We start from the raw sequence: 11,875 nt of genomic DNA on the forward strand, positions 1-11,875 counted from the left end.
TTCCTGGGCTCACCGTCCTCCCGCGATCGCGGGGACGATGGAGACGTGATCGCCGGCCTTGAGCACCGTCTTGTCGCCCTGGAGGAAGCGGATGTCCTCCTCGTTGACATAGACATTGATGAAGCGGCGCATCTCGCCGCTCTCGTCCACGAGGCGCTCCTTGAGCCCGGGATATTGCTTCTCCAGGCTCTCGATCAGGCCGGCGACGGTGTCGGCCTGGCCTTCGACCTCGGCCTGGCCCTTCGTCAGCGAGCGCAGCGGCGTGGGGATGCGGACGAGCACGGGCATGGATTGTCTCCTTCGCGCCGGCTCAGCCGGCGGCCTTTGATTTGAGATCCGCCAGCGCCTGGTCGAAGACCTGGAGCGAGGGGCGGATGGTCACGTCCACGGACAAGCGATCGTAGAACACGTCGGGCGTCTTGAGGCCATTGCCCGTGATGCAGATGACGATGGGTTCATTTCGCGGGATGCGACCGGAGTCAATGAGCTTCTTGGTTGCGGCCACCGTGACGCCGCCGGCCGTCTCGGTGAAGATGCCCTCGGTGCGGGCGAGGAGCTGCATGCCCTCGATGATCTCCTCGTCCTCGGCATGCTCGCCGTAGCCGCCCGAGTCCTTGGCCGCGCGATAGGCGTAGTAGCCGTCGGCCGGATTGCCGATGGCCAGCGACTTGGCAATGGTGTTCGGGCGCACGGGTACCAGCACGTCCGTATCCTTCTTGATCATGGTCACGATGGGCCCGCAGCCCAGGGCCTGGGCGGCATACATCTTGGTCTCGCCCTCGGGGATGAGCTTGAGCAGCCGGAACTCGTTGAAGGCCTTGGCGATCTTGGTGATGAGCGAGCCGCCCGCGCAGGGCACCACCACGTGCGCGGGCGCCCGCCAGCCGAGCTGCTCGGCGATCTCGTAGCCGTACGTCTTCGAGCCCTCGGCATAGTACGGACGGATGTTGATGTTCACGAAGGCCCAGCGATACTTGTCTCCCACCTCGGCGCAGAGCCGGTTGACCTCGTCATAGGTGCCTTCCACCGCGACGAGGGTCGGCGCGTATATGAGCGTGGTGATGACCTTGCCCCGCTCGAGGTCCGCGGGGATGAAGATATAGGACTTGAGCCTGGCCTCCGCGGAGTGCGCGGCGACGGAGTTGGCCAGATTCCCCGTGGAGGCGCAGGCGACCGTGTCGAAGCCGAACTCCTTGGCCTTGCCGATGGCCACGGCGACCACGCGGTCCTTGAAGGACCAGGTGGGATGGCAGACCGAGTCGTTCTTGACCCAGAGTTCCTTGACGCCCAGCTCCTCGGCCAGGTTCCGCGCCCGCAGCATCGGAGTGAAGCCCACCGCCTGGCCCACCGGCGTCTCGCCTTCCGGAATGTTCAGGGGCAGGAGCGGCGCGTAACGCCAGATGCTGGGCGGCCCCGCCTCGATCTTTGCGCGGCTGATCTGGGAGGCGATGGCCTCGTAGTCGTAGTCGACCTCGAGGGGGCCGAAGCAGAACTCGCAGACGTGAATCGGGGAGGACGGGTAGTGGCGCCCGCACTCGCGACACTTGAGACCCTTCAATCTCTCCATGGCCTCTCCATCGGTAGGGGATTTGAGCCCCGGAATTAACCGCACGGCCCGGAAGCCATGCTTCCAGGCCACCGACCGAGCCAGCGATTTTCACTACTAGACACGTGAATATCGCAATTGTCAACGTAGCTTCGAGCGGCGGCGACGGATGCCGTATCATCGCCACCCGTGAGCCGAGTGTTTCCCCCCGCCCTCCTGCTCGTCTACGGTCTCGCGTTCGGCCACGCCGCGCTCGGGGGCGGGCTCCTCGTCTACGACGATCATCCGGGTCAGCTCTATCGCCTGCACCATGCCCTCGCCTTCGGACCGGCGCCGTGGCGCTTCGATCCAGGCTGGTGGGCCGGCTATGCCGAGCTTCAATACTACCCGCCGGGACTCTCCTGGCTCGGCTGGCTCCTCCACCAGATCTCGTGGGGCGCTCTGGGCGCGGAGGAGGCCTACCGGGTGCTTCTGTGGCTGGCATGGCTCCTTCCTGGACTCGCGACTTTCGCTTTGCTCGCGCGGCTACTCGGCAATGGCTGGCTGGCGCTTCCCGGCGCCTTCATCGCCATGACGCTGTCGGCGGGATCCCGGAGCGGAGTCGAGGAGGGACTCCGCTGGGGCCTCGTGGCCGCGCGTCTGGGCTGCGGTCTCTTGCCCGTCTTGGGACTTTCTCTCACGCGCTGGGTCGAAGGGAGCGGGCGGCTCCCAATCCTCGCCGCTCCGCTCCTGGCCGCGATCGTCCTGCTTCATCCCGCTCATGCGCCAGCGGCGCTCGCCCTTTTGGTGTTGGCCGCCTGGCTCGGCGTGGGTGACCGACGCACCCGATTGGGCCAGGGCGCTCTCATCGCGGTACTGGGCCTGGGCCTCGCGGCCCTCTGGCTCGTGCCGCTGCTCGCGCACCTCCGCATGGCGCTGCCTCTGGCCTGGGGGGATGCCTCTCCGCTCGCGCTGCTCCGAGGGCTCGCGCTCCAGCCGCTCATCTGGCTGTTCGTCCTTGGATGTCTGGCGGCCTGGCTCAGCCCGCGCGCGCACATGGCCACGCGCGCGACTCTCGCTCGATGGATACTCGCGTGGGTGCCGACCATGGTGCTGGTGATCGCTCTCGATGCGCTGGTCGCGGCACCTCTGGGCCTGGTTTGGCTGCCCGCCGATCGGCTCATGGACGGCCTTTTTCTCGCGCTGCTCGTCGGCGCTTCCCTCGCCGTGCCCCTTCTGCCGTCACGATTTCCCCGGATAGGCGCGGCTCCTACGGCGGCCACGGTGATCCTCGCGTGCGTCATCCTGTCGCACGGCGCTCGCGCTTCGGGCGAGCCGGCGCTCTCCCTATGGCCCGTGAGAGGCCAGTGGCCAAAATACGAAGAGGTGGTCCGCGGCAGCCGGCTCGAGGCGCTGTGGCAGGCGCTCCGCGAAGCTCCGGCTGGGCGTGCGCTTTTCGTGCGCTCGGCCATCACGCTCGAGTATCGTCCGGAGTGGTGGCGGCCCCACACTCATCTCACCGCTCTCACGCCGGTACGCGCGGGACGCGCCATCATCAACGGAACCTTCACCCACCCTGGCCCCGTGGCCGGCTTGTTCTACACGGGCTCGGCCGCGCCGCGTCCCATCACGATGCTCGTGGAGATGCGCGATGGCGTGACGCTCTTCGGCCGCCCGCTCGAGGCGCTGACCGCGGAGGAGTTCGCCGCCCACTGCCGGAGGCTCGAAGTCTCGGCCGTCATCGCAACCGACGAGGACACGGGCCGATTGCCATTTCTCGACGGAAATCAAGCGTTCTCGACCCCGATCCTTATCGGCCCCTTCAGGCTCTATGTGGGCCGCGAGCCGCTGCCGGTGCCCGGGCTGGTCGGGCCGCAGAGCTGGCGGCTTCAGCCTGCCCGCGGTTCCGCCGGATTCACCTCGACCGGCTTTGCCTTTTCCCCGCTCATGACAGCCGCGGCTGGCGGGCACGCCCTCGCCGTGCGTCGAGATGCTTTCGGCATGCTGGAAGTCGAGCTCCCCTCAGACGTCCTCGACGACATCACGCTCACGCATCCTCCCGGCCTGGCGGAGTGGACGGGTGTCCTGCTCTCCGTTCTCTCGGCGACCGCCCTGATTGCCCTCGGCCTTGCCCTTGTCAACCGCACCAGAGGTCAGCATGATTCGACGGCATGAAGCCTGACCCCTCGGCGAAGCCCGAACCCTCGCCTCCCTCGCACACTCACAACCCGCTCGTTCGCTACTTCCAGACTCTGGGCCCGGGCCTCGTCACCGGCGCCTCCGACGATGACCCGAGCGGCATCGCCACGTATTCCGTCGCGGGCGCCGCCTATGGCTATGGACTGCTCTGGACGGCGCTCTTCACGTTTCCTCTCATGGCCGCCATCCAGCTCGTCTGCGCCCGGATAGGTCTCGTCACGGGCCGAGGCCTGGCCGGGGCCGTCCGGCAATACTATCCGCGCTGGCTCCTGCTGGGCGCCTGCTTCATTCTCCTCGTGGCCAATGTCTTCAATATCGCGGCGGACCTGGGCGGGATGGCGGAGGCCGCCGCCATGCTCACGGGCCTCCCGAGCGTCCCCCTGCTCGTGCTCTTCGGCATCGGCATCACCCTGGTCACCGTCTACACGAGCTATGCGACCTTTGCCCGATGCCTCAAGTGGCTGACGGCAGTCCTCTTCGCCTATATCGTGGCGGCCTTTCTCGCGCGTCCCGACGGGCTGGCGGTGCTCCGGGCGACCTTCGTCCCGTCGCTCCAGTGGAATGGCGCCTCCATCGCCACGCTCGTGGGCATCCTCGGGACCACGATCTCGCCGTATCTCTTCTTCTGGCAGGCCTCTCAAGAGGTCGAGGAGGAGAAGGGCCGAGGCAAGCGGACCCTTGCCGCGCGTCGCGGGGCCACCCCTCACGAGCTGGCCGATGCGCGCCTCGACGTCAATACCGGCATGTTCTTCTCGAATCTCGTCATGTTCTTCATCATTCTCGCCACGGCTTCCACCCTCTACCGATCCGGCCACCGCGATATCCAGACGGCGCGGCAAGCCGCCGAAGCCCTGCGCCCCCTGGCCGGTGATGCCGCCTACCTGCTGTTCGGCCTGGGCCTCATCGGCACGGGGCTCCTCGCCATTCCGGTGCTCGCGGGGTCGGCTTCTTTCGCGGTGGCTGAGCTCTTCGGCTGGCGCGCCGGCCTCGATCTCAAGCCCCGGAGCGCCCGCCGCTTCTACTTGGTGCTGGCAGGGGCCATCGTCTGCGGCATGGTGCTGGGCGTTCTGGAGACGAATCCGATCCGCGTCCTCTTCTTCTCAGCCGTCCTCAATGGGCTCCTGGCCCCGCCCCTCATGGCGCTGGTCATGATGGTGGGCGGCAACCGGAAGATCATGGGCGAGCAGGTCAATGGCTTCTGGCTCCGAGTGTTCGGCTGGACCGCCACGGCCGTCATGACGGCGGCCGCCATCGCCTTCTTCGCCACCCTCGGCTCCTGAAGAACCGCCCCCTGATTTACTCAGCCCTCGCCTCGCGGCTGCGCCGCTCAGCTCGAACTGCGGCCCTCTCCCCCGAGACGGGGAGAGGGATCCACAAAGCTCCTGAATGAAACCCTCTCCCCCATCGGGGGAGAGGGCCGCTCTTCGAGCTGAGACGCTCGCCTCGAGCGGCGAGGCGAGGGCTGAATGAATGAGGGGGCAGCGTCGGGCGGTGCTAGCGCTCGGGGCCAATGGTGTGGCTGCCGAGCTGGCGCCCGGCCGCGTCCAGGATGCGCACCGTCAAGGTGTCGGGGTCGATGCGGACCACGCCGAAGTTGTCCGTCTCGCCCACCGCGAAGAGGGTGCGCGATCCCAGGCCCTGATCGAGCGGGCGCGGCCGACCGTGCCGCGCCGAAAGCGGACCGGCGATGAACTCATGGAATGACCATTCCGGCGTCGGATGATGGCGGATGAGCTCCGCATGGTGAACGTCGGCGGCCAGGAAGACAAGGTTCTTCACGCCGCGCACCCGGAGCTCGCGCAGGATAGCATCGCGCTCGACGGCAAAGCCGGTGCCATGCTCGTCGGGAAAGCCCACGACGTTGGCATTGCTCCACGAGTCGCGCTTCTCCTTGGTCCCCGTGGGCACGGCCAGCGGCACACTCGTGACCACGACCTTCCACAGCGCGGGGGAGGTCGTGACGCCGTCCACGAGCCATCGCCGCTGGGCGCGCCCGAGCATGGTCTTGTCGGGGCCGTCCGGCTGGGTGTTGGCGCTCCGGTACTGACGGGTATCCAGGATGAAGGCCTCGAGCAGCCGGCCCCAGCGGAAGCGGCGATAGAGACGGCCCGACTCCTCGGGGGGCGGGATGATGGGAAAGTAGTCGAGGAAGGCCTGCCGTCCTGCTGCCATGCGCGGCTCGGTCGTCCCGGAGAAATTGTCCACCACCTCATGATCATCCCAGATGGCGAACACGATCGTGCCCCGGAAGTAGTCCTGCACGGCCGGGTCCGCACGGTTGTACCGGTGCTTGGCCTGGTACTGCGGCAGCGTCTTCGCCACGAAGCCGCCGCCCGGGGCGACGTCGGGTCCCTGGCAGCGAAGATCGCCGTAGATGGTGTCGCCCACGAAGAGAAAGAAGTCGACGGGCACCCGCGCCATGGCGCGGAAGATCGGGTAGCCGCCTGTCAGGGGTCGGCAGTAACCAGGCGAGCCGAGGTCGCCGCTCCAGGCGAAGGTCACCGTGGCCGGGGCGTTGGGCTCGGGCGCCGTGACGAACCCGCCCTCCAGGGACGCGGCGCCCTGGCTCAGCCGGTATCGATACCGTGTCGCCGGCTCGAGGCCGGTGAGCCGGAGCTTGCCGGTATGATCGGCGGCGAACGAGAGCGGTACGTTCGCTCGTCTGTCTTCGCCGCCATCGACCCGCGCGTAACCCAGGGCGACGGCCGGCAGTCCACGCCCCCGGACCCAGATCACCGCGCTGCTCTCCGTCACCTCGCCCACGGTGACGAGGAGCCGGGCCTCCTCGGCCCCGGCCACCGTCGCCCAGACGACGAGCATGGTCGCGGACACCAGCCGAACTCTCATCGCTCGCAGTTGGGTTCAGAAGCCAGCAGGTCGCTCAAAAAGGCCCAGATGCGAGGCGGCGCCCGAAGGCCGCAGGTGAGGCGTACTCTCTGTACGTTGAACCTGCGGCCGAGGGCGCCAACGAAGCAGATGGGCCTTTTTCAGCGACCTGACTAGACGAGAGGGTCGTAGTTGAAGTACTGCCCTGACGTCTCCAGGGGCACCAGGTGATGCTTGAGCGTTCCGGGGAAGATCTCGGCGAGCCGCTCCGGCGTCCACCCCTGGTCGTGATGGATATTTCGGATCGGCCGCATATGGCTGAAGAGCATGATCTCCTTGCCGCGAACGCCCAAGACCTGGCCGGAGATCTCCCTGGCCGCATCGCTCGCGAGAAAGACGGCCACGGGGGCGATGTGCTCCGGGCCCATCTTCTTGATCTTCTCCACGCGGGCCTTCTGCGCGTCGGTCTCGGTGGGGATGGTGCCGATCATGCGCGTCCAGGCGAAAGGCGAAATGCAGTTGGCCGTGACGTTGTAGCGGGCCATGTCGAGCGCGGTCACCCTGGTCAGCCCGACGATCCCCAGCTTGGCCGCGGCATAGTTGGCCTGGCCGACATTGCCCACCAGCCCCGAGGTGGAGGTCATGTTGATGAGGCGCCCCCACTTCTTCTCGCGCATGTGCGGCACGGCCGCCCGGGTGACGGAGAAGCAGCCCTTGAGATGCGTGTCGATGACGCCGTCCCACTCCTCTTCTGTCATGTTGAAGATCATGCGGTCGCGGAGAATGCCGGCATTGTTCACGACGATGTCGATGCTGCCGAAGTGGTCGAGGGCCGTCTGCACGATGGCCTGGCCCCCCGCCATGGTGGCCACGGAATCATAGTTGGCCGCGGCTTGCCCGCCCAGGCCCTTGATGGCGCTGACGACATCGTCGGCGGGTCCATGATCGCTGCCCTTGCCATCGGCGCCGCCGCCGTAGTCGTTGACCACGACCTTGGCGCCGTGCTGGGCCATCAGGAGGGCGATCTCACGCCCGATTCCCCTCGCCGCGCCGGTCACCGCCGCCACCTTGTCCTTCAGCATCGGAGTCGCCATCGGAACCCCTCTCTCTCCGTTGAGTGTGATCTGGTCAGATGATGCCGCGGGAGGCCAGCGTCTGGATCTCTGCCGCGTCGAGCCCGACTTCACGCAGGACATCCCGCGAGTGCTCTCCGAGCGCGGGCGCGCCGGTGCGAATGGTGCCGGGGGTGCCCTCGAGCTTGACGGGCGTTCCCATGGTGGTGAAACGGCCGGCGCGCGGGTGGTCCTGCTCGGTGATCATTCCGCTCGCCACCACCGCCGGGTGCTTGACCACCTCGGCATAGCCATTGACGGGAGCGCAGAGCACGTCGATCGCCTCGAATTCGGCCATCCAGTCCGGCACGGTGCGCTGGGCCATCAGGGTCTCGAGCAGAGGAACAAGCTCCTTCCGGTTGTTCCGGCGGTCGGTGGCCATCGCGAACCGTGGATCGTCGGCGAGGTCCGGCCGACCTATGAGCTTGCAGAAGGGCCGCCACGTTTCCTCTTTCCATACGGCCACGAAGATCCAATCGTCCTGCGCGCGAAAGGCCTGGTAGGGGACGAGCTCGGGATGCCCGCTGCCGTAGCGCGGCAGGGGCTGGCCGGTTTCGTGAAACACCGAGAGTCGCGCGGTATGAGACAGCAGGATGCCGTCGAGCAGGCAGGCGTCCACCCGCTGTCCCTCACCCGTACGGCCGCGAGCGATCAACGCGGTCAAAATGCCCTGGATGGCCAGGAGCCCGCCCATGGTATCGGCCACGGGCGCGCCCACGAGCGCCGGGCCGCCGTCGGGATCTCCCGTGATGGCCATCAGCCCGCCCACGGCCTGGGCGAGCGCATCGAGCCCGGGCTTGGCGCGCCACGGCCCCGCGGGGCCGAAGGCCGAGACCGAGCAGTAGATGAGGCGCGGATTCAGCGGCTTGAGCGTCGCGTAGTCGATGCCAAGCTTCTCGGCCACGCCGTTCCGGAAGGCCTCGATGATCACGTCGGCCGTGGCGGCCACGCGGTGAAATGCCTGCTGGCCCTCGCGGGTGGTGAGATCCAGACACAGACTGCGCTTGTTGCGATTGACGGTGAGGTGGAGGATGCCCTCGCCGCCTCGAGCGATTCCGTACACGGTGCGTCCGGCATCCGGCGCCGCGCGCGATTCCACCTTGATGACGTCGGCCCCCATATCCGCGAGGTACATCCCGCAGATGGGGCCCGCGATGAGATGAGCCATCTCCAGCACGCGGATGCCCGCCAGTGGCGCCGTCGGGGTCATGGCCGCATCAACCTACCACACGACCCGCCGCCGCGCGACGCCCCGAGGGCAGCATGCCGAACTCCCACAGGCGGCTCAAAAAGGTCCAGATGCGAGGCGGCGCCCCGTTGTTCGAGTTGAGCGGCGGGCCCTGGCCGACGCGAGACGAGGGCTGAGTCGATCCGCAGGTGAGGCGTAGTTCTCACTCAGCCCTCGCCTCGCGGCTGCGCCCCTCAGCTCGAACGGCCACGTACGTTGAGCGTGCGGTCGAGGGCGCCAACGAAGCAGATGGGCCTTTTTCAGCCGCCTGCTACGCGCGAGACTGGCGGATGGTCAGGGCGGCCACGAACTCCGCGCCGAGGATGAAGACGACGCCGGTGTAGTAGGAGAACATGGCAAGGCCGACGAGGGCGCCGAGCGGCCCGTAGATCCTGTCGTAGACGCCCATGCGCAGGATGTACCACCGGAAGAGCTGCTTGGCGCTCTCGAAGAGCACGGCGGCCAGGAGGGCCCCGGCCAGCGCCGCCCCCGCGGGAATCTTGCGGTGCGGGAAGTAGCGATAGGCGATGAAGAAGAACGTGGAGCTGAAGGCGAGGGCCAGGGCCAGGCTGAGAGACCTGATCCACTCGGCCCGGATCTCGAGAGGCGCGAGGAGCAGGATTCTGATCCACCCGAAGATATCGAAGACGAGAATGCTCGCGAGAAACATCACGCCCATCAGGAAGAGCAGCAGGATGTCCTTGAGGGCGCCGCGCAGGAAGCCCGTGCCCTTGGTGAACCCGAAGATGTCGTTGAGCACGAGGCGGATGGAGGCGAAGAGCTGGCTCGCGAAGACGAGCAGGATGCCCGTGCCGAGGAGGCCGGACAGGCGGCGGCGCCGGATGATCTCGCCCAGCGCCTCGCGCAGCTCGTCCTTGTAGACGGGCACGAACTGCGCGAGCTGGTTGAGCACCGCTTCCGAGGCGGCCCGGCGGCTCAGGACGAAGCCCGCCAGCGCCACGATGAAGAAGAGGATGGGCACCAGGCAGGTCAGGAAGCTGAAGGCCAGGCCCGCCGCCATGAAGAAGCCGCGGTGCTGCCGGAACTGGGCAATGGTGGTCCGCAGAACCCGCATGGAGCTCCGCTAGACGTTGCTCTTGATGAGGCCGCCGTCCACCTGCGCCACGGTGCCCGTGATATAGGACGCCCGCTCCGAGGCGAGAAAGACCACCATGCTCGCGAACTCCTCCGGCGTGCCGATCCGGCCCATCGGAATGTCGGCGGTCGAGCGCTCGGCGATCCACGCCTCCAGGGTCTTGCCCGCGCGCGCGGCCAGGTCCTTCTGATGGCCCATGAACCGGTCCGTCATGATCCGTCCGGGCAGCACGAGGTTGACGGTGACACCGTCCTTGGCCACCTCACCGGCGAGCGTCTTGAACATTCCCGCGATGGCCGGCCGGATGCCGTTGGAGAGGATGAGCCCTTCCACGGGCTGCTTGACCGAGCTCGACTGGATGGCGAGGATACGCCCCCACTTCTTCCGCTTCATATCCGGCAGCACGGCGCGGATGAAGCGCACGGTGGAGAGATGCACCTGCTCGAAGGCCGCCTTCCACTGCTCGTCGGTCATCTGCTCGAACGGTCCCGGCGGGGGCCCGCCCACGTTGGCGACCAGGACGTCCACACCTCCCCATTTTTCCTTCACCTGCCCGACGACCCGCGTGATGTCCTCGAGCTTGCTGGCGTCGGCGGACACGGCCAGGACGTCGGCGCCCGTCTTCTCGCGCACCTCGTCGGCGGCCGCCTCGAGGTCGGCCTCCCCGCGCGCGCACATGGCCACGCGCGCGCCCTCGGCGGCCAATCCCATGGCCGATGCCTTGCCCATGCCCTTGCTCGCCGCCACCACGAGCGCAGTCTTGCCCTTCAATCCGAGGTCCACGGTGTCCTCCGGTCAGGGAGTCTGCTTGTAGAAGTCGGCCCGATCGCCGCCCGTGACGTCCAGCCGCTTCAGCTCATTGTCCCGCATCACCTCGAGCGTGATGCGCTCACCGGGGCCGCGCAGCCAGAGCGAGAGGTAGAGATCCTTGCGCGTGGGCACCTGGCGGGCATCGAGCGAGACGATGACGTCGCCCTCCTGGATGCCCGAGCGCGCCCCCGGACCATTCGGCACCAGGCCCGCCACCACCACCCCCTCGTCGAGCGGGTGGGCGAAGACGCCGAGCCAGGCCCGCTGCGGGCGGCTCACCACGCGCCCATAGCGCAAATACTCGGCTCGGTTCTGCTCGAAGCACTCGCCCGGGATGGCGAGGGAGCAGCGCCCGATCTCGGACAGGTTGAGGGACACGACACCGACCATCCGTCCCGCCATGGTGAAGAGCGGTCCCCCGCCGAAGCCCGGATTCGAGGCGCTGGAGACGAGGCTCCGCTCGAGCAGGTATTCCCAGGGGGCTTCGAACTCCCCCAGATATGTCAACAGTCCTCCCGCGACTTTCCGCTCGCGCGGTCCGGTCGACCCCAGGGCGAACACGGACTGGCCACGCTCGAGCCGATCCGAGGTGGCCACCGGCACCGAGGCGAGACCCGACCGCTTCACCTTCAAGAGGGCCAGGCCCAGCTCGAAGTCCTGGGCCACGATCTCCGCCCGCTGGGTCCGCCCCTTGGCGAAGCTGACCTGTATCGTCTCGCCGCCCATGACGACGTAGTTGACGGTGAGGATGAGACCGGAGGGATCGATCACCGTCCCCGTGCCCATTCGCTCATCACCGAGGATGCGCGTGGAGGGATGCGACGGGGGCACCTCGGTGTGGATGTACACCACCGAGGAGAGGCATTGCTTGACGAGCTCGATCGAGGCATCCATGAATCAGTTGCCCACGCTAGCACGTCGCCCCATATCAGAGCAACGGTCGGGCCCTCGCGGCCTGTTCAAGTGATTCCCCTTCCCTCGCGAGAAGGAGTGTTCCGCTTCGAGCGCCGGCTTCGCCGTCGCAATTCTCGGATTGCTCGCCTCGGACGGCCTGGCCCCAGCCCCACGACGTCCTGCGG

At 67.5% G+C, this 11,875-nt stretch carries 10 protein-coding genes; 2 read left to right on the forward strand and 8 right to left on the reverse strand.

What is annotated here, in order from left to right; genetic code table 11:
* Nucleotides 1-9: 9 nt before the first annotated feature.
* Together VGT00_19350 and thrC are read right to left on the reverse strand one after the other, a co-directional pair.
* Complete coding sequence (locus VGT00_19350; GenBank protein ID HEV8533588.1) at nt 10-288, reverse strand: MoaD/ThiS family protein; 279 nt, start codon at nt 286-288, stop codon at nt 10-12.
* Between the two features lie 22 nt (nt 289-310).
* On the reverse strand, nt 311-1,567 hold the full coding sequence (gene thrC, locus VGT00_19355; GenBank protein ID HEV8533589.1) for a threonine synthase: 1,257 nt from the start codon (nt 1,565-1,567) through the stop codon (nt 311-313).
* A 168-nt stretch (nt 1,568-1,735) separates the two neighbouring features.
* Between thrC and VGT00_19360 the strand changes: the two genes are divergently transcribed.
* Together VGT00_19360 and VGT00_19365 are read left to right on the forward strand one after the other, a co-directional pair.
* Nucleotides 1,736-3,700 carry a hypothetical protein gene (locus VGT00_19360; GenBank protein HEV8533590.1) on the forward strand — a complete coding sequence of 655 codons (1,965 nt, stop codon included), beginning with the start codon at nt 1,736-1,738 and terminating at the stop codon, nt 3,698-3,700.
* Nucleotides 3,697-5,004: a divalent metal cation transporter gene (locus VGT00_19365; protein HEV8533591.1), complete on the forward strand. Its 1,308-nt coding sequence runs from the start codon at nt 3,697-3,699 to the stop codon at nt 5,002-5,004. Before VGT00_19360 ends, VGT00_19365 begins: the two co-directional genes overlap by 4 nt.
* A gap of 214 nt (nt 5,005-5,218) precedes the next feature.
* Here VGT00_19365 and VGT00_19370 read toward each other — a convergent pair whose 3' ends face one another.
* The 6 genes from VGT00_19370 to VGT00_19395 form a co-directional block, all read right to left on the reverse strand.
* Nucleotides 5,219-6,556 (reverse strand): alkaline phosphatase D family protein, encoded by a 1,338-nt coding sequence (locus tag VGT00_19370; GenBank protein ID HEV8533592.1) that lies wholly within the window; start codon nt 6,554-6,556, stop codon nt 5,219-5,221.
* A gap of 167 nt (nt 6,557-6,723) precedes the next feature.
* Nucleotides 6,724-7,644: an SDR family oxidoreductase gene (locus VGT00_19375; GenBank protein ID HEV8533593.1), complete on the reverse strand. Its 921-nt coding sequence runs from the start codon at nt 7,642-7,644 to the stop codon at nt 6,724-6,726.
* A 34-nt stretch (nt 7,645-7,678) separates the two neighbouring features.
* On the reverse strand, nt 7,679-8,872 hold the full coding sequence (locus VGT00_19380) for a CoA transferase (GenBank protein ID HEV8533594.1): 1,194 nt from the start codon (nt 8,870-8,872) through the stop codon (nt 7,679-7,681).
* 289 nt (nt 8,873-9,161) lie between these two features.
* A complete protein-coding gene (locus VGT00_19385) occupies nt 9,162-9,965 on the reverse strand; it encodes a YihY/virulence factor BrkB family protein (protein HEV8533595.1) in 804 nt (267 codons plus the stop codon).
* A gap of 9 nt (nt 9,966-9,974) precedes the next feature.
* Nucleotides 9,975-10,769 carry an SDR family oxidoreductase gene (locus tag VGT00_19390; GenBank protein HEV8533596.1) on the reverse strand — a complete coding sequence of 265 codons (795 nt, stop codon included), beginning with the start codon at nt 10,767-10,769 and terminating at the stop codon, nt 9,975-9,977.
* Between the two features lie 12 nt (nt 10,770-10,781).
* Nucleotides 10,782-11,690 (reverse strand): S1C family serine protease, encoded by a 909-nt coding sequence (locus tag VGT00_19395; GenBank protein ID HEV8533597.1) that lies wholly within the window; start codon nt 11,688-11,690, stop codon nt 10,782-10,784.
* Nucleotides 11,691-11,875 lie beyond the last annotated feature (185 nt).

This window comes from Candidatus Methylomirabilota bacterium (assembly GCA_036002485.1).
Taxonomy (GTDB): Bacteria; Methylomirabilota; Methylomirabilia; order Rokubacteriales; family CSP1-6; genus AR37.

Coding starts and splice junctions, on each gene's coding strand:
- VGT00_19350 (HEV8533588.1), bottom strand. CDS start 288: ATGCCCGTGCTCGTCCGCATCCCCACGCCGCTGCGCTCGCTGACGAAG.
- thrC (HEV8533589.1), bottom strand. CDS start 1,567: ATGGAGAGATTGAAGGGTCTCAAGTGTCGCGAGTGCGGGCGCCACTAC.
- VGT00_19365 (HEV8533591.1), top strand. CDS start 3,697: ATGAAGCCTGACCCCTCGGCGAAGCCCGAACCCTCGCCTCCCTCGCAC.
- VGT00_19375 (HEV8533593.1), bottom strand. CDS start 7,644: ATGGCGACTCCGATGCTGAAGGACAAGGTGGCGGCGGTGACCGGCGCG.
- VGT00_19380 (HEV8533594.1), bottom strand. CDS start 8,872: ATGACCCCGACGGCGCCACTGGCGGGCATCCGCGTGCTGGAGATGGCT.
- VGT00_19385 (HEV8533595.1), bottom strand. CDS start 9,965: ATGCGGGTTCTGCGGACCACCATTGCCCAGTTCCGGCAGCACCGCGGC.
- VGT00_19395 (HEV8533597.1), bottom strand. CDS start 11,690: ATGGATGCCTCGATCGAGCTCGTCAAGCAATGCCTCTCCTCGGTGGTG.